This is a genomic window from Pseudomonas sp. MIS38 (genome assembly GCF_019891575.1).
Taxonomy (GTDB): domain Bacteria; phylum Pseudomonadota; class Gammaproteobacteria; order Pseudomonadales; family Pseudomonadaceae; genus Aquipseudomonas; species Aquipseudomonas putida_A.
In genome coordinates, this window is the sequence record NZ_JAFLXF010000003.1 from 46052 (window position 1) to 63122 (window position 17071).

Here is a 17071-nt window from a genome sequence, read left to right on the forward strand (position 1 = left end):
ATGCCTATCGACGAACTCTTCAGTCTGTATCCGCTGGCCTTTGTGTGCACCGCCCTGCTGCTGGGTCTGGTGGTCGGCAGTTTTCTCAATGTATTGGTCTGGCGCCTGCCGAAAATGCTCGAGCGCGATTGGCGCCAGCAGGCGCAGGATGTCCTCGGTCTGCCAAGCGAAACACCACTGCCGACCTACAACCTGATGCTGCCGCACTCCCAGTGCCCACACTGCGGCCACCGGATTCGGGCTTGGGAAAACATTCCGCTGCTCAGTTACCTGGTGCTGCGCGGACGCTGTTCGGCGTGTGCCGCGCCCATCAGCAAACGTTATCCCCTGACCGAACTGGCCTGCGGCCTGCTTTCGGCATTCGTTGCCTGGCATTTGGGTTTCGGCTGGCCGGCGGGCCTGTTGATCGTCCTTACCTGGGGGCTGCTGGCGATGAGCCTGATCGACACCGAACATCAACTGCTGCCCGATGTGCTGGTGTTGCCGTTGTTGTGGCTGGGGCTGATCGTCAACAGTTTCGGGCTGTTCGTCTCGCTGCACGCGGCGTTGTGGGGTGCGGTGGCCGGTTACATGGCGCTGTGGTCGGTGTTCTGGCTGTTCAAGCTGCTGACCGGCAAGGACGGCATCGGCCACGGCGATTTCAAGCTGCTGGCGCTGCTCGGGGCCTGGGGCGGCTGGCAGATTCTGCCGCTGACAATCCTGCTGTCGTCGCTGGTGGGGGCGATTGTCGGAGTGATTCTGCTACGTCTGCGTGAGCAGAAAACCTCGACGCCGATCCCCTTCGGCCCGTATCTGGCAATTGCCGGCTGGATTGCCTTGCTCTGGGGTGGTCAAATAACCGACTTCTATTGGCAGTTTGTCGGTTTGAAATGAATACCCCTGTGGAAAAACCCTGGATTCTCGGCCTGACCGGCGGCATCGGCAGCGGCAAAAGCGCCGCGGCCCAGCACTTCATCGATCTCGGGATCCATGTGGTCGACGCCGACCACGCGGCGCGCTGGGTGGTCGAGCCGGGGCGCCCGGCACTGGCGAAGATTGCTGAACACTTCGGTTCCGGTGTCCTGCAAGCCGATGGCACGCTGGACCGTGCGACCCTGCGCAAGTTGATCTTTGAAGTGCCTGAAGAACGCCGCTGGCTCGAAGCCCTGCTGCATCCGTTGATCGCCGAGGAAATCGCTCACCATCTGGCGCTGGCAAAATCGCCTTATGCGATTCTGGTGTCGCCGCTGCTGATCGAATCCGGGCAATACGCGATGACCCAGCGCATCCTGGTGATCGACGCCCCGCAACAACTGCAGATCGAACGCACCTTGCAGCGTGACCAGACCAGCGAACAGCAGGTCCAGGCGATCCTCAAGGCCCAGTCCAGCCGTGAAGACCGCGTGAGCCGTGCCGATGATGTGGTGGTCAACGACCGCGACCTCGCCTCGTTGCACAGCGAAGTCGAGCGCCTGCATCACTTTTACCTGACTTTATCCGGAGGCCAGTCATGAGCCCTACAACCGTCGAATGCCCAACCTGCGGCGCCCCCGTGGAATTTACCCCCGAGAACAAATTCCGCCCGTTCTGCTCCGATCGCTGCAAGCTGATCGACCTCGGCGCCTGGGCGTCCGAAGAGCACAAGATTCCGGTCGCCCCGGATGCCGAAGACGAAATGTTCTCCGGCGATTTCGACCCGCGTCACTGATCGCGATCAGGGCCGCATGAAGCCGTAGTCCTGATCGTCGTCGAGGTTTTCCGCGAGAAAGCGCAACTCGTCGGCCAGGTCTTCGGCGTTGCGCACCGTCTTGCTCTGTTGCACCACCGCGCTGAGCAAGGCGCGCAAACTCAGGCCCGGATCGAAGCCCACCTCCAGCGCCATGTCCAGACTCTGCCGGGTCTCCTGCCTCGCCCACTCGTAAACACTCATGCCGCTGCTCCTGAAGGAATTTGGCCGAGCATGAAATGCCGCGTGGATGACGGATTTGATGTGGATCAAGACTTGGGATCGTCGTCCTTCCAGGGCGCCGAAAGGTAGCGGGTGCGGTTGAAGGTTTCCAGCCACTCGGGGCTGAACACCACCAGCGCGCTGATCACCATGCCGTTGATGAACGCTTCGGGAAAGATCAGCAGCCACAGGTAGCCGATGAAATCTTCCAGCCATTCCGGCATGGCAAACAGACCGTCGTACCACAGCAGGCCCAGACTCAGCGTCAGACACAGCAATGCGGACAACGCTGCGGCAAAGAACCCGGAACAGAAGATATACACAAACGGATTACGCGGCTGGGCGCGCTCGACCACCATCGCCACGCACTCGGTGATCAACACCGGCAACAGGATCAGCAACGTACCGTTGACCCCGACCGCCGCCAGATCCTGACGTCCGAGCAACACCAGCCCGAGCTGCGCCACCAGCCCGCCGATGATCGCCAGCGGCCAGTCGAGCAGCAATGTCACGGCGGTCATGCCGATGAAGTGATAAGAAACCCCGGTGTCGAAATCCCTGCGCACCATCCACAGCAGAAACAAGGCGAACACAGTGCCGAACAGCAGATGCTGGCGGCGACTGTCAGTGAACAACTCGACCCACGGCGCACGACAGATCGCCCACAACAACACCGGCAGGTAAATCAACCAGCCGAGTGTCAGGCTCGTCGACGACAGCAGTTCTGCACCGATCATGAATCCCTTACCTTCTCCATGGGTTTGATTCCTTCATCGGAGTCTACACCGCCCTCTTCCGGGCATCAGCCGATGCAAAGCTTTCTGCTTGTCGCATTTGAACGCTAAGCTTGGCCTATGGATGACTCAGATTACTTACGCCTGCTGACCATTGCGGCCGAGCAAGCCAACGCGTTCCTGTCCAATGCCCGCAAATGGGAGCGTGAGCGTTGGGTCTGCCAGCGCCTGCTGCAAGGCTTGAACATTCCCTACCGTGTCGATGAGTTCGCCCCCGCCGGCGAGCCGCCGGACGTGCTGTTTCGTGATGCCAATTTCGAAGTGTTCTTCGTTCTCGATGAAGGCCGCCGACTCAACGATGAATGGCGCGATGAACTGCAACGCCGCCGCAGTGCGTTTTCCCTCAGCCAACTGGTGCGCCGTGAAGCCAAGCCACGGCGTATCCCGGCCAATGAGTTCTTGCTGCGACTGGCGCCGACCTTGCGCAAAAAAGCGCACAACTACAAGGAACGCGGCATGGATCTGGGCGAACTGGACATCATTGCCTTCGCCAGCCTCAAGCGCGAGGTGCTGGACCTCAACAGCCATTTTCCACCGCCGACCGAGTATCTGCGTCAGGGTTGGCGCTCGCTGTCGCTGGTCGGCCCGACCTTCGCCCGGGTGCTGTTCGCCCATCCCGATGCGCCGGACTTTCTGCGCAGCAACCTCGGTCGCAGCATTGTCTTCGATGTCGGGATCAGCCTGTGACGCCGCTGCAGCAGTTGATTGCCGACGTCCCGCAGACTGGCCGCGTACGCTGGATCGGCGTGCGCCCCGAGTCTCGCGGCCCGATGATCGAGCTCGACGCCGTCGAGGCACGGCTCGAAGCCGGATTGACCGGTGACCACGCCCGCCCCGGCGTGCGGAACGCGCGGCAAGTAACGTTGATTCAGTTCGAACACCTGGCGGTCATCAGCGCGTTGATGGGCCGGCCTGAAGATCAACCCGTGCGGCCTGAAGACCTGCGGCGCAATCTGGTCATCAGCGGTATCAATCTGTTTAGTCTCAAGGGTCGGCGCTTTCGCATCGGTCAGGCAATATTCGAGACCACCGGTTGGTGCCAGCCCTGCGCGCGCCTGCAAAACAACCTCGGTCCCGGCACCTTTCAAGCGGTGCGCGGGCATGGCGGAATTACCGCGCGGGTGTTACAAAGCGGGATCATTCGCCTCGACGACGGTGTGTCTGTCGAACCGGTTCCGGACAGCGGCTATGCTGCGTTCAACCCCGGTTGAAAACCGCTGTAGCTTCTGCACATTCAGCAACGTCTACCTGACGAGGCCTTTATGACCAGCCGCCTGAACCCCGAAGACCAAAAGCATGTCGAAGAGTACCTGCAACTGTCCCAACACCGTGTCGAGCGCCGGCCTTTTCGGCCGTGGATGCTCCTGGTGCTGGTGCTGGCAGTGACCATTGGTCTGGGCCTGCTGAGCCGACTTATCAGTTACCTGACGCTATGAGCAGCATTGCGCTCGCGAAGGTGATTGCACCGATTTCCTTTAAAAACCTTGCGAGTTATCCCTATGTCCCATCGTATTGTCATTGTCGGCGGCGGCGCCGGCGGTCTGGAGTTGGCTACCCGTCTGGGTAAGACTCTGGGCAAGCGCGGCACGGCCAGTGTGATGCTGGTCGACGCGAACCTCACGCACATCTGGAAGCCCCTGCTGCACGAAGTGGCCGCCGGATCGCTGAACTCTTCCGAGGATGAACTCAACTATGTTGCCCAGGCGAAATGGAACCACTTCGAGTTCCAGCTCGGGCGCATGAGCGGGCTTGATCGCGCGCAGAAGAAAATCCAGCTGGCCGCCACCTACGACGAAAACGGCGTGGAACTGGTTCCTGCGCGTGAAGTGGCCTACGACTCGCTGGTGATCAGCGTCGGCAGCACCACCAACGATTTCGGCACCCAGGGCGCAGCGCAGCACTGCCTGTTCCTCGACACCCGCAAACAGGCCGAACGCTTCCACCAGCAGTTGCTCAACCACTACCTGCGCGCGCATGCCGGGCAGACCGATGTGATCGAGCAGATCAGTGTGGCGATCGTCGGGGCCGGCGCCACGGGTGTCGAGCTGGCGGCAGAACTGCACAATGCCGCACACGAACTGGCGGCCTACGGTCTGGACCGAATCAAACCGGAAAACATGCACATCACCCTGATCGAAGCCGGCCCACGGGTGTTGCCAGCCCTGCCGGAGCGCATCAGCGGCCCGGTGCACAAGACCCTGGAGAAACTCGGGGTCAATGTGATGACCAACGCTTCGGTCAGCGAAGTGACCGCCGACAGCCTGATCACCGCCGATGGCAACGTGATCAAGGCCAGCCTGAAAGTCTGGGCTGCCGGGATTCGCGCGCCGGGTTTCCTCAAGGACATCGACGGCCTGGAGACCAACCGCATCAACCAGTTGCAAGTGCTGCCGACGTTGCAGACCACCCGCGACGAAAACATTTTCGCCTTCGGTGACTGCGCCGCCTGCCCGCAACCGGGTTCGGATCGCAACGTGCCGCCGCGTGCGCAAGCCGCGCACCAACAGGCTTCGTTGCTGGCCAAGTCGCTGAAGCTGCGTATCGAAGGCAAAACCCTGCCGGAGTACAAGTACACCGACTACGGCTCGCTGATTTCGCTGTCGCGTTTTTCGGCTGTGGGTAACTTGATGGGTAACCTGACCGGCAGTGTGATGCTGGAGGGCTGGCTGGCGCGGATGTTCTACGTGTCGCTGTACCGCATGCACCAGATGGCACTGTACGGACCGTTCCGCACGGCGATGCTGATGCTGGGCAGCAAGATCGGTCGCGGCACCGAGCCACGCTTGAAGCTGCATTGATCTAAAACTGTGGGAGCGGGCTTGCTCGCGAAGAGGTTGTGTCATTCAACATTCATGTCGACTGATACACCGCTTTTCGCGAGCAAGCCCGCTCCCACACTGTTTTGCGCAGCTCAAAAATCCAGCAATCGATCTCTGCACATCAGAGCTGGAAGCGCCGTACCATGCCTTGCAGCGCGTTGGCCAGTTGCGACAGTTGGTGACTCGACGCGCTGGTCTGATCGGCTCCCGCTGCCGAACGCACCGACAGGTCGCGAATGTTCACCAGATTACGATCCACTTCCCGCGCAACTTGCGCCTGCTCTTCGGCGGCACTGGCGATCACCAGATTGCGCTCATGAATCTCATGCACTGACGCGGTGATGGTTTCCAGCGCCTCCCCGGCGCGCTCGGCCAACGCCAGCGTGGTCGTGGCCCGTGCAGCGCTGGCCTGCATAGAGTCCAGCGCCAGGCTTGAACCGGTGCGCATGCCCTGCACCATCTGCTCGATCTCCTGCGTCGATTGCTGAGTGCGATAGGCCAGCGCCCGCACCTCATCGGCAACCACCGCAAAACCGCGTCCGCTCTCCCCTGCGCGAGCTGCCTCAATGGCCGCGTTGAGCGCAAGCAGGTTGGTCTGCTCGGCAATCGCACGGATGACATCCAGCACTTTGCCGATGTCCTGTGACTGGTTGGCCAGCGATTGCACCAACTCGCCGGTGTGCTGCACATCGCTGGCCAGCGCATTGATCGCCGATGCGGTGTCACTGACCCGCGCCTGCCCCAGTTGCGCCGACTCACTGGATTGGCGGGTGGCATCGGACGTCGACACCGCGTTGCGCGCGACTTCTTCAACCGCCGTGGTCATTTCATTGACCGCCGTGGCGGCCTGTTCGATTTCGTTGTTCTGCTGCTGCAGGCCTTGTGTGCTGTCGAGCGTCACCGCGTTGAGCTCATCGGCAGCGGTGGCCAATTGCGTGGCCGAACCGCTGATGCCTTGCAGCGTTTCCCGCAGGTTCTGCTGCATGGTTGCCAGCGCCTTGAGCAAACGGCTGACTTCATCGTTACCGTGGGTTTCGATCGGTCGGGTCAGGTCGCCTTGGGCCACACTTTCGGCAGCGCTGACGGCCGTGCTCAACGGACGAATGATGCTGCGGGTGAGCAACATGGCCAGCGCCACGGTGGCCAGCGCCGCCAGCGCGATGAACAGACTGACGATGGTGCGTGAGGTCTGGTAGTGGTCAGCGGATTTCTGGCTCTCCGCAGCAACCTGTTTGGCGAACAGATCCGCCAGGTCATTGAGCTGCTTGCCGGAGCCGTCGACCACGGTTTTCATATCAACCAGCAACAATTTGGTCAGTTCATCACGCTTGCCTTGATCGGCCAGGGTGAAGGATTGCGCGATGCCGGTGCGATACGCGGCGAAGGTTGTTTTGAACTGGTCATAGAGCTGCTGGCCTTCCGCCGTGGTGACCAATTTGTCGTAGGCGGCGATCTTCTCGCTCAGCTCCTTGTCGCGGGTATCCATCTGGCTGCGGTAAGTCGCGACGTTCTTCGGATCCTGATCAAGCGCCATGCGCAGGGAAATCGTGCGGATCCGCAACATCAGCTCGCGAATCTCGTCACCGCCGCGAATGCTAGGCAACCACTGGCTCTCTACCGCGACCTCACTGTTACGGATGCTCGACATCTGCCCCAAGGCGAATACGCCGAGCAACGCCACCAAGACCGCGATCAGGGCGAAACCCAGTGCGGCACGTGGAGCAATATTCAACTGACGAAGCAACATGACGGACGCCCTTATTCTTGTATTGGCCAGATTGAAGGGGCGAACAGCGGCAGTCCCCTCTCGTTAGCGGGCTATCGGCAAGTTGTACGATGACTTGAAGGGAATCGTCTTTCGCGAGGACAAAAAAAATCCCCGTATCTTTCGATACGAGGATTTTTAGTATGGTCGGGGTAAGGGGATTCGAACTCCTGACATCCTGCTCCCAAAGCAGGCGCGCTACCGGACTGCGCTATACCCCGGTAAAAAAAAGGCGACCTATCAAAGATCGCCTTCTTCGATCAGCGCTTTTGGCCTCTGATCTTAAGATTCGATCCCAGTGTTACCTGGTTTCAAAAATGGTGGGTCGTGTGGGATTCGAACCTACGACCAATTGGTTAAAAGCCAACTGCTCTACCAACTGAGCTAACGACCCAAAAATGGTCGGGGTAAGGGGATTCGAACTCCTGACATCCTGCTCCCAAAGCAGGCGCGCTACCGGACTGCGCTATACCCCGGTTTGAAATTGGCTCCGTGACCAGGACTCGAACCTGGGACCCAATGATTAACAGTCATTTGCTCTACCGACTGAGCTATCACGGAACTACATATTTCAATTTACAACGGTGAAACTTACAGCTCTTAGACTTCCGTTCGCATCGCTGCGTTCGTGTGTCTGAGGCGCGCTATTCTACAACCTAGAACACCTCTGTCAACCCCCTAAATCGCTTTCAAGTTAATGATTTGCAACTTATTTCAGATTTCAGCTCAGTGAGCTGAGATGCTGCGGGTGACTGACTGCGGGGCGCACTTTACAAGCCTTTTCCTTAGACTTCAACAGCCTAACGAAAAAAAGGCCTCGCAAAGCGAGGCCTTCCTTATTTCATTGGCGTTGCCGCTCAGTCGAAAACGATTTCGTCGTTCACGACCTTGCCGGTTGCTGTATCGCCCGGCAGGAAATGCCCCGACAGGATCAACTGCGCCAACGGGTTTTCGATCCAGCGCTGGATCGCACGTTTGAGTGGACGTGCGCCATAAACCGGGTCGTAACCCACGGCAATCAGCTTGTCCATCGCTTCCGGACTCAGTTCCAGCTTCAGCTCGCGCTCGGCCAGACGACTGCGCAGACGGCCCAGCTGGATCTCGGTAATGCCCGCGATCTGATCCCGCGCCAGTGGCTCGAAGATCACTACTTCGTCGACCCGGTTGATGAACTCGGGACGGAAGTGCGACGTCAGCGCGTCCATCACCGCTGCACGCTGGGCCTCACGATCACCGACCAGTTCCTGGATCTGCGACGAACCGAGGTTCGAGGTCATGACGATCACGGTATTGCGGAAATCCACCGTGCGTCCGTGGCTGTCGGTCAGCCGTCCATCCTCAAGCACTTGCAGCAGGATGTTGAATACATCCGGATGCGCCTTCTCGACCTCGTCCAGCAGGATCACCGAGTAAGGCTTGCGACGTACCGCTTCGGTCAGGTAACCGCCCTCCTCGTAACCCACGTAGCCTGGTGGCGCCCCGATCAGCCGCGCCACGGAATGTTTCTCCATGAACTCGGACATGTCGATCCGCACCATTGCCTCTTCGGTATCAAAGAGGAATTCGGCCAGCGCCTTGCACAGCTCGGTTTTACCGACACCGGTCGGGCCGAGGAACATGAACGAGCCGCTCGGACGATTCGGATCCGCCAGTCCGGCACGCGAGCGCCGTACCGCGTTGGCGACCGCGACCACCGCTTCGTCCTGACCGATCACACGCTGGTGCAACAGGCTTTCCATCTTCATCAGCTTGTCGCGCTCGCCTTCGAGCATTTTCGATACCGGAATACCGGTCCACTTCGACACGACTTCGGCGATTTCCTCTTCAGTCACCTTGCTGCGCAGCAACTGGTTTTCGCTCTTGCCGTGCTGGTCGACCATTTGCAGGCTGCGCTCCAGATCCGGGATCACCCCGTACTGCAATTCGGCCATGCGGTTGAGATCGCCTTTGCGGCGCGCCGCTTCCAGCTCCTGCCGCGACTGCTCGATCTTCTGCTGAATCTGCGCCGAACCCTGTACCTCGGCTTTTTCCGAGTTCCAGATTTCTTCCAGATCCGAATATTCACGCTCAAGGCGAACAATTTCTTCCTGGAGTTTTTCCAGGCGTTTCATCGCCGCTTCATCGCTTTCTTTCTTCAGCGCCTGGGATTCCACCTTGAGCTGAATCAGGCGACGCTCCAGACGATCCAGCACTTCCGGCTTGGAGTCGATCTCCATGCGGATACGGCTGGCAGCCTCATCGATCAGGTCGATGGCCTTGTCCGGCAACTGCCGATCCGTGATGTAGCGATGGCTGAGCTTGGCCGCGGCGATGATCGCGCCGTCGGTGATCGCCACTTTATGGTGAACCTCGTAACGCTCCTTGAGGCCACGCAGGATGGCGATGGTGTCTTCTTCGCTCGGCTCGTCCACCAGCACTTTCTGGAAACGCCGTTCGAGGGCCGCATCCTTCTCTATATATTGGCGGTACTCGTTGAGCGTGGTAGCGCCGACGCAGTGCAGCTCACCGCGCGCCAGTGCCGGTTTAAGCATGTTGCCGGCATCCATCGAGCCTTCGCCCTTACCGGCGCCGACCATGGTGTGCAGCTCGTCGATGAACAGAATGATCTGCCCTTCCTGCTTCGACAGTTCGTTGAGCAGCGCTTTCAGGCGTTCCTCGAACTCACCGCGATACTTGGCACCGGCAATCAGCGCGCCCATGTCCAGCGACAGCAGACGTTTGCCCTTGAGGCCGTCCGGCACTTCGCCGTTGATGATGCGCTGGGCCAGACCTTCGGCAATCGCGGTTTTACCCACGCCAGGTTCGCCGATCAGCACCGGGTTGTTCTTGGTGCGACGCTGCAGAACCTGAATGGTGCGGCGAATTTCGTCGTCACGGCCGATCACCGGATCGAGCTTGCCTTCTTCGGCACGCTTGGTCAGGTCGACAGTGTATTTATCCAGCGCCTGACGCGACTCTTCGTGGTTGGCGTCATTCACCGCCTCACCACCGCGCAGGTTGTTGATCGCGTTTTCCAGGGCTTTCTTGCTCACGCCCTGGCCGAGCAGCAGTTTGCCGAGCTTGCTGTTCTCGTCCATCGCGGCGAGCAGCACCAGCTCGCTGGAAATGAACTGGTCGCCCTTCTGCTGAGCCAGGCGATCAGCCTGATTGAGCAGACGCGCCAGATCCTGCGACATGTTGACGTCGCCGGTCGGGTTCTGGATTTTCGGTAATTGGTCGAGCTCTTTGGTCAGCTCTTTGCGCAAGCTGTTGACGTCGAAGCCGACTTGCATCAACAGGGGTTTGATCGAACCACCCTGCTGTTCAAGCATGGCCTGCATCAAGTGCGCCGGCTCGATGGCCGGATGATCGTGGCCAACGGCCAGGGATTGGGCGTCGGACAACGCCAACTGTAATTTGCTGGTTAAACGGTCTATACGCATGGGGTCACCTTCCTTTTGAGCAGGCCGGACCTAAAAACCATCCTGAATAAAGAAACCTGCCAGATACCACTGTAGATGCGGTCGATTCTGGGAGATTCAAGCGTCAGCGAGTTGATTCAGGTCAGGCAAGTCTAGCGGGTGAGCCAGACAAGGGAGGCGAAACGGCCAGTGCGCGACGCACGGCGGTAAGAAAAGAAGCGTGGATCGGTCACAGTGCAGAAACCGCCGCCATAAACCGCAGTGACACCGCGTTCAGCCAGACGCAGGCGCGCCAGCAGATAAATGTCAGCCATGAACTTGCCAGCATTGTGGCTGGGCACGAAGGCGGCTGCCGCTTCCGGCAATTGACTGACGAAGACTTCGCGTACTTCCGGGCCGACTTCGAAGGCTTTCGGCCCGATGGCCGGGCCGAGCCAGACCAGCACGTCCGCCGCAGCGGTGTCGAGGTGATCGAGGGAGGCTTCAAGTACGCCCGCCGCCAACCCGCGCCAGCCGGCATGAGCCGCCGCGACGCGAGTGCCGGCACGGTTGCAGAACAATGCCGGCAGGCAATCCGCGGTCATCGCCGTGCAGGCAACCCCGGGAGTTGCCGTCCAACTGGCGTCGGCGGTGGCAACCACGCCCGGATCAGCATGAGCCACGTCAATTCCGTGCACTTGCTGCAACCAGGCAGGCTTGATCGTGAAGTGTTCGGTCAGACGCCGACGATTCTCGGCCACTGCTTCCGGGCGATCATCGACGTGATCACCCAGATTGAGGCTGTCGAACGGTGCCTCGCTGACACCCCCCTCGCGGGTGGTGACACAGGCCCTGACGCTGGCCGGCGCAGGCCAGTCCGGCGTCAGCCAGTTCATCCGACGAATGCCTCGCGATCCTGCTTGAGCAGGGTCAGCAGCCAGACGAAATCTTCCGGCAGCGGCGATTCCCAGCTCATGCGCTCACCGGTGGTCGGATGATCCAGCTCAAGGAAGCGTGCGTGCAGAGCCTGACGCGGGAAGTGCTTGAGCGACTCGACCATGGTCGGGTTCGCGGCTGGCGGAATGCGGAAACGACCGCCGTACGCCGGGTCGCCGACCAACGGGAAGTTGATGTGCGACATATGTACACGGATCTGGTGGGTGCGGCCGGTTTCCAGTTTGACCCGCACATGCGTGTGGGACCGGAAACGCTCCAGCACGCGGTAGTGACTGACGGCCGGCTTGCCGCCTTCCATCACTGCCATGCGCTGGCGCTGCTGACCATGACGGCCGATCGGGGCGTTGATCTTGCCCCCGGCGGTCACGACACCGATCACGATGCACTCGTAGATCCGGCTGACGCTGCGGCTTTGCAGCTGGGCAACGAGTTTGGTCTGCGCCTGAATGGTCTTGGCCACCACCATCAGACCGGTGGTGTCCTTGTCCAGGCGATGCACGATACCGGCGCGCGGGACATTGATAATGTCCGGCACGTGGTGCAGCAAGGCATTGAGCAAGGTGCCATCGGCGTGGCCGGCAGCCGGGTGCACCACCAGGCCCGCAGGCTTGTTGATCACCAGGATGTCGTCGTCTTCATAGACGATGTCGAGCTCGATGTCCTGGGCGATCCACTCGCCCTGGGCTTCCTGCTCGGCAGTCAGCTCAAGAATGGCACCGCCATGCACGATGTCGCGCGGGCGGATGACCGCCCCGTCCACAGTCAGGCGACCTTCTTTGATCCAGGCGGAAAGGCGCGAGCGTGAGTGCTCAGCGAAGAGTTGGGCGGCGACTTGATCGAGGCGTTGGCCGCCCAAATCGGACGGCACCTCTGCGCGAAGTTCAATTTTATCGGACATGCTCTGACTGGCGTCGGCACAGCCTTTGGTTTCGGCTGCGCGCTTGTGGTTAAATACGGCGTCTTTTGCCCCGAGGCTTTTCAACGGGGCGCTCATCATAACAGGACGGCCCCGCCCAAGACAGCGGCCGTCATAGGGACGCAAGCCGCCATGCAAGTGAAACACCTGCTGCTGATCGCCATCCTCGCATTGACCGCTGCTTGCTCATCGAAGGAAGTCGTAGACGAAAACCTCAGCGAAGCCGAGCTGTATCAGCAGGCTCAGACTGACCTGGACAACAACAGCTACACCAGCGCCACAGCCAAGCTGAAGGCCCTGGAGTCGCGTTATCCGTTCGGTCGCTACGCCGATCAGGCACAGCTGGAGTTGATCTACGCCAACTACAAGAACGCCGAACCGGAAGCTGCAAAGTCCGCCGCCGAGCGTTTCATTCGTTTGCATCCGCAGCATCCGAACGTGGATTACGCGTACTACTTGAAGGGTCTGACCTCTTTCGACCAGGACGTCGGCCTGCTGGCGCGCTTCCTGCCGCTGGACATGACCAAGCGTGACCCGGGCGCTGCCCGCGACTCGTACAACGAGTTCGCACAGCTGACCAGCCGCTACCCGAACAGCCGCTACGCGCCGGACGCCAAGCAGCGCATGATTTACCTGCGTAACCTGCTGGCGGCCTACGAAATCCACGTAGCCGACTACTACCTGACTCGTCAGGCCTACGTCGCCGCCGCCAACCGTGGCCGTTATGTAGTGGAAAACTTCCAGGAAACCCCATCGGTCGGCGACGGCCTGGCGGTGATGACCGAGGCTTACCAGCGTCTGCACCTGGACGATCTGGCCGCCACCAGCCTGGAAACCCTGAAGTTCAACTACCCGAACCACCCAAGCCTGCAGGACGGTCAGTTCGTGCCATCGGTCGCCGAAGCCGACAACCGCTCGTTCCTGAGCAAGGCGACGCTGGGTCTGATCGAATCGCGTCCACCGCTGCCGCCGGGAGAAACCCGCGCCAACCAGGACGTGCAGAAGCAGTTCCAGGACGCGAAAGACGCGATTCCGAACGAGCTCAAGCCTAAAGACGAAAACGGTGACGTGATCGAGGAAGAACATCACGAGGCTGAAGGCAACAACGATGACCGTTCGTGGTTCAGCTACATGACCTTCGGCGTGTTCGACTGATCACACCGGGCGTTACAAAAAAGGGAGATCTGCGGATCTCCCTTTTTCATGGCTGCGCATTAATAGTCTGTGCGCTTGCCGGCGCCTTGGCTAAACTGCCGAATCATTAGCCGAAAAGCCGCCCATCATGCTTCGTTTACTGTTCTGGATTGTCCTGATTTTCGCTGCGGTATGGCTGTGGCGCAAATTCAAGGCGCCCGCCTCGTCTGCCCAATCGCCCCGCGAGCAAGACGCCGCGCCGATGGTGCGCTGCGCTCACTGCGGCGTGCACCTGCCGCGCGACCGCGCGTTGAACCTTCAGCAACAATGGTATTGCAGCCAGGCTCACCTTGAGCAAGGCCCGGGTGCCAGTGATCGCTGAGGTCGCCAACGCCGACCGTAAACAGGCGCAGCGCCTGCTGCGCCTGTATCATCTCTACCGTTTGAGCGTCGGCATCACCCTGGTGCTGCTGATCTCCAGCAACATGGACAACCGCCTGCTGACGTCAGCCGACGACGATCTGCTGCGCAACGGCAGTTGGTTGTATCTGGTGCTGAACATTCTGCTGGTGGTGTTCCTGGAGAACACCCGCCGCCCGGCGCAGTTGTTCACCCTGGCCTTGGTCGATGTGCTGTTGCTGTGCGGCCTGTTCTACGCGGCGGGCGGCGTGGCCAGCGCCATCGGCAACCTGTTGATTGTCTCGGTGGCGATCGCCAACACCCTGCTGCGCCGGCGCATCGGCCTGCTGATTGCCGCCATCGGCGCACTCGGCATTGTCGGCTCCAGCTTTCTGCTGGGCTTCAGTCACCCCCTGAGCGCCAATGACTATCTGCAAGCCGGGACCCTCGGCGCTTTGTGTTTTGCCGCATCGCTGCTGGTCCAGGGCCTGATCCGGCGTCTGGAAGTCAGCGAAAATCTCGCCGAACAGCGTGCCAGCGAAGTCACCAGTCTTGAAGCCCTCAACGCCCTGATTCTGCAACGCATGCGCACCGGCATCCTGGTACTCGACGAACAGCGCCGGGTACAGCTGGCCAATCACAGCGCGAAAAATCTGTTGGCCCAGTCGCATCTTGAAGGGCATTTGATCAGCGCCTACTCGCCGGCATTAGTCGAGCGTCTGCAGCTGTGGCTGAGCAACCCGACCCTGCGCCCGCAGAGTCTGAAGATCCCCGGCAACGGCCTGGAACTGCAACCCAGCTTCATCGCCCTCGACCAGAGTCCCAACCAGCAAACCCTGGTGTTCCTCGAAGATCTGGCGCAAATCGCTCAGCAAGCCCAGCAGCTCAAACTCGCCGCACTGGGGCGTCTGACTGCCGGCATCTCCCATGAAATCCGCAATCCACTGGGCGCCATCAGTCATGCCGCGCAGCTATTGGCGGAGTCCGAGGAACTCGATAGCGCCGATCGGCGTCTGACGCAGATCATTCAAGACCACTCCCAGCGCATGAACCGAGTCATCGAAAACGTCCTGCAACTGTCGCGCCGCCAGCAAAGCGCTCCGCAACGGCTGGATCTCAAACCGTGGCTGGAACACTTTGTTGCCGAGAGCCGCGAGCAGGCGAGCGAGCGCCAGTCGATTCATTTGCGGATCAATTCCGGGGACTTCATCACGTTGATGGATCCCGACCAGCTCACGCAGATTCTCGACAATCTGTTACGCAACGGCTGGCGGCACAGCGCCCTGCTGCACCAGCAGGCCGAAGTCTGGCTGGCGCTGTTCGTCGACCCCGACAGCCAGCTGGCGGTGCTCGAAGTGCAGGACAACGGCCCCGGTGTCCCGTCCGATCAGCAGGCGCATCTGTTCGAACCGTTCTTCACCACCAGCAGCCAAGGCACCGGCCTTGGGCTTTATCTGTCCCGTGAGCTGTGCGAAAGCAACCAGGCGCGCCTAGACTTCAAACCACGCCAAGGCGGCGGCTGCTTTCGCATCACCTTTGCTCACGGACGGAAACAAAGTTGAACACGAGCCCACGGCAAAAAATCCTCATCGTCGACGACGAACCGGATATCCGCGAACTCCTGGAAATCACCCTGGGACGGATGAAACTCGACACCTTCAGTGCTCGCAACCTCGGCGAAGCCCAGGCGCTGTTGCAACGCAATGCGTTCGACCTGTGCCTGACCGACATGCGCCTGCCCGACGGCACGGGGCTGGACCTGGTGCAGCACATCCAGCAACGTCATCCACAACTGCCGGTGGCGATGATCACCGCCTATGGCAGCCTGGAAACCGCGATCAATGCGCTGAAGGCCGGCGCCTTCGACTTCCTCACCAAGCCGGTTGATCTCACGCGCCTGCGCGAACTGGTCAGCACCGCACTGCGCATGCCAGCGGCGGGGGGCGTCGCATCGTCGATAGATCGGCGCCTGCTCGGCGACTCGCAGCCCATGCGCGACCTTCGCAAACAGATCGACAAATTGGCGCGCAGTCAGGCACCGGTCTACATCAGCGGCGAATCGGGCAGCGGCAAAGAACTGGTCGCGCGGCTGATCCACGAACAAGGGCCGCGCGCGCAACAGCCGTTTGTACCGGTCAATTGCGGGGCGATCCCTTCAGAGCTGATGGAGAGCGAATTTTTTGGCCATCGCAAAGGCAGCTTTACCGGCGCGGTGGACGACAAACCGGGGCTGTTTCAGGCCGCGCACGGCGGCACCCTGTTTCTCGATGAAGTGGCGGATCTGCCGCTGTCGATGCAAGTCAAGCTGCTGCGGGCGATTCAGGAAAAAGCCGTGCGCAGCGTCGGCGGCCAGCAAGAAACCGTGGTCGATGTGCGCATTCTGTGCGCCACACACAAAGACCTGGAAGCGGAAGTCGCCGCCGGGCGCTTTCGCCAGGACCTGTATTACCGCTTGAATGTGATCGAACTGCGCGTGCCATCCCTGCGCGAACGGCGCGACGACATCGAAGTGCTGGCGGCGCACATGCTCCAGCGTCTGGCCAGCAATAGTGGCCAGCCGGCAGCCCAATTGCACCCGCAAGCGCTTGAAGCACTGAAGCGTTATCGTTTTCCCGGAAATGTGCGAGAACTGGAGAATGTCCTCGAACGCGCGCACACGCTGTGCGAAAACCAGGTGATCGAGGCTGCGGATTTGCGCTTGAGCGAAGGCAATTGCGCAGTCGAGGACGGCATTGCCGACCTGACGCAGATCGACAACCTTGAAGATTATCTGGAGAACGTCGAGCGCAAACTGATCCTGCAGGCGCTGGAGGAAACGCGCTGGAATCGCACGGCGGCAGCGCAACGCTTGAGCCTGTCGTTTCGCTCGATGCGCTACAGGCTGAAGAAACTCGGTCTGGATTGAGGCCCCTTCGCGAGCAAGCCCGCTCCCACAGTAGATCTCGGTTGTTCACACAATTTGTGTTCACCGCAGATCCAA

General features: G+C 60.4%; 17 protein-coding genes, 4 tRNA genes and 1 pseudogene. 11 read left to right on the forward strand and 11 right to left on the reverse strand.

Annotated features, from left to right (window positions below; genetic code table 11):
• From J1G18_RS05530 to yacG, 3 genes are read left to right on the forward strand one after another with little or no spacing between them, the layout of a single operon-like run.
• The gene (locus tag J1G18_RS05530; RefSeq protein ID WP_223007211.1) at positions 1 to 873 is read left to right on the forward strand and encodes a prepilin peptidase; all 873 of its coding nucleotides are present in this window, start codon (positions 1 to 3) and stop codon (positions 871 to 873) included.
• A complete protein-coding gene (gene coaE, locus J1G18_RS05535; RefSeq protein WP_139054392.1) occupies positions 870 to 1493 on the forward strand; it encodes a dephospho-CoA kinase in 624 nt (207 codons plus the stop codon). The genes J1G18_RS05530 and coaE overlap by 4 nt, the downstream gene beginning before the upstream one ends.
• On the forward strand, positions 1490 to 1687 hold the full coding sequence (gene yacG / locus J1G18_RS05540; RefSeq protein WP_003228296.1) for a DNA gyrase inhibitor YacG: 198 nt from the start codon (positions 1490 to 1492) through the stop codon (positions 1685 to 1687). Before coaE ends, yacG begins: the two co-directional genes overlap by 4 nt.
• A 6-nt stretch (positions 1688 to 1693) precedes the next feature.
• On the opposite strand, the gene J1G18_RS05545 is transcribed toward yacG, so the two are convergent.
• Both J1G18_RS05545 and J1G18_RS05550 read right to left on the reverse strand, forming a co-directional pair.
• Entirely contained in the window at positions 1694 to 1909 is a 216-nt protein-coding gene (locus tag J1G18_RS05545) for a hypothetical protein (RefSeq protein ID WP_003228298.1), read from the reverse strand.
• A 65-nt stretch (positions 1910 to 1974) separates the two neighbouring features.
• Positions 1975 to 2664 (reverse strand): energy-coupling factor ABC transporter permease, encoded by a 690-nt coding sequence (locus J1G18_RS05550; RefSeq protein WP_115988876.1) that lies wholly within the window; start codon positions 2662 to 2664, stop codon positions 1975 to 1977.
• A gap of 117 nt (positions 2665 to 2781) precedes the next feature.
• On the opposite strand from J1G18_RS05550, the gene J1G18_RS05555 reads away from it, so the two are divergent.
• From J1G18_RS05555 to J1G18_RS05570, 4 genes are all read left to right on the forward strand, one after another.
• Positions 2782 to 3408, forward strand: coding sequence for a DUF1780 domain-containing protein (locus J1G18_RS05555; RefSeq protein WP_025108806.1), 627 nt, complete (start codon positions 2782 to 2784; stop codon positions 3406 to 3408).
• A complete protein-coding gene (locus J1G18_RS05560; RefSeq protein WP_096795222.1) occupies positions 3405 to 3932 on the forward strand; it encodes an MOSC domain-containing protein in 528 nt (175 codons plus the stop codon). Before J1G18_RS05555 ends, J1G18_RS05560 begins: the two co-directional genes overlap by 4 nt.
• Positions 3933 to 3983: 51 nt before the next feature.
• On the forward strand, positions 3984 to 4157 hold the full coding sequence (locus tag J1G18_RS05565) for a DUF3094 family protein (RefSeq protein WP_003228304.1): 174 nt from the start codon (positions 3984 to 3986) through the stop codon (positions 4155 to 4157).
• Between the two features lie 63 nt (positions 4158 to 4220).
• Positions 4221 to 5519 carry an NAD(P)/FAD-dependent oxidoreductase gene (locus J1G18_RS05570; RefSeq protein ID WP_003228306.1) on the forward strand — a complete coding sequence of 433 codons (1299 nt, stop codon included), beginning with the start codon at positions 4221 to 4223 and terminating at the stop codon, positions 5517 to 5519.
• Between the two features lie 142 nt (positions 5520 to 5661).
• Here the strand turns inward: J1G18_RS05570 and J1G18_RS28355 are convergent, their stop codons facing one another.
• The 9 genes and pseudogenes from J1G18_RS28355 to rluD all read right to left on the reverse strand — a co-directional run bounded on the left by J1G18_RS28355 (position 5662) and on the right by rluD (position 12540).
• Positions 5662 to 6525 (reverse strand): methyl-accepting chemotaxis protein, encoded by an 864-nt coding sequence (locus tag J1G18_RS28355; protein ID WP_410477706.1) that lies wholly within the window; start codon positions 6523 to 6525, stop codon positions 5662 to 5664.
• Positions 6517 to 7287 (reverse strand): annotated as a pseudogene (locus J1G18_RS28360) (MCP four helix bundle domain-containing protein); the annotation flags it as partial. The pseudogene J1G18_RS28360 and the gene J1G18_RS28355, both read right to left, overlap by 9 nt.
• Positions 7288 to 7449: 162 nt before the next feature.
• A tRNA-Pro gene (locus J1G18_RS05580) sits at positions 7450 to 7526 on the reverse strand.
• Between the two features lie 97 nt (positions 7527 to 7623).
• Positions 7624 to 7699: transfer RNA gene (locus J1G18_RS05585), tRNA-Lys, on the reverse strand.
• Positions 7700 to 7704: 5 nt separating this feature from the next.
• Positions 7705 to 7781, reverse strand: a tRNA-Pro gene (locus J1G18_RS05590).
• Positions 7782 to 7790: 9 nt separating this feature from the next.
• Positions 7791 to 7866: transfer RNA gene (locus tag J1G18_RS05595), tRNA-Asn, on the reverse strand.
• Between the two features lie 296 nt (positions 7867 to 8162).
• Positions 8163 to 10727: an ATP-dependent chaperone ClpB gene (gene clpB, locus J1G18_RS05600; protein WP_027612807.1), complete on the reverse strand. Its 2565-nt coding sequence runs from the start codon at positions 10725 to 10727 to the stop codon at positions 8163 to 8165.
• Positions 10728 to 10858: 131 nt separating this feature from the next.
• Positions 10859 to 11581 (reverse strand): peptidoglycan editing factor PgeF, encoded by a 723-nt coding sequence (gene pgeF, locus J1G18_RS05605; protein ID WP_223007213.1) that lies wholly within the window; start codon positions 11579 to 11581, stop codon positions 10859 to 10861.
• A complete protein-coding gene (rluD, locus tag J1G18_RS05610) occupies positions 11578 to 12540 on the reverse strand; it encodes a 23S rRNA pseudouridine(1911/1915/1917) synthase RluD (protein ID WP_007963852.1) in 963 nt (320 codons plus the stop codon). The genes pgeF and rluD overlap by 4 nt, the downstream gene beginning before the upstream one ends.
• A gap of 150 nt (positions 12541 to 12690) precedes the next feature.
• Between rluD and J1G18_RS05615 the strand changes: the two genes are divergently transcribed.
• The 4 genes from J1G18_RS05615 to J1G18_RS05630 all read left to right on the forward strand — a co-directional run bounded on the left by J1G18_RS05615 (position 12691) and on the right by J1G18_RS05630 (position 16996).
• A complete protein-coding gene (locus J1G18_RS05615; protein WP_223007214.1) occupies positions 12691 to 13713 on the forward strand; it encodes an outer membrane protein assembly factor BamD in 1023 nt (340 codons plus the stop codon).
• Positions 13714 to 13840: 127 nt separating this feature from the next.
• Complete coding sequence (locus tag J1G18_RS05620) at positions 13841 to 14074, forward strand: PP0621 family protein (RefSeq protein ID WP_027612810.1); 234 nt, start codon at positions 13841 to 13843, stop codon at positions 14072 to 14074.
• Positions 14064 to 15653, forward strand: coding sequence for a sensor histidine kinase (locus J1G18_RS05625; protein WP_223007275.1), 1590 nt, complete (start codon positions 14064 to 14066; stop codon positions 15651 to 15653). Before J1G18_RS05620 ends, J1G18_RS05625 begins: the two co-directional genes overlap by 11 nt.
• On the forward strand, positions 15650 to 16996 hold the full coding sequence (locus J1G18_RS05630) for a sigma-54-dependent transcriptional regulator (protein ID WP_223007215.1): 1347 nt from the start codon (positions 15650 to 15652) through the stop codon (positions 16994 to 16996). The genes J1G18_RS05625 and J1G18_RS05630 overlap by 4 nt, the downstream gene beginning before the upstream one ends.
• The last annotated feature ends 75 nt before the right edge of the window (positions 16997 to 17071 follow it).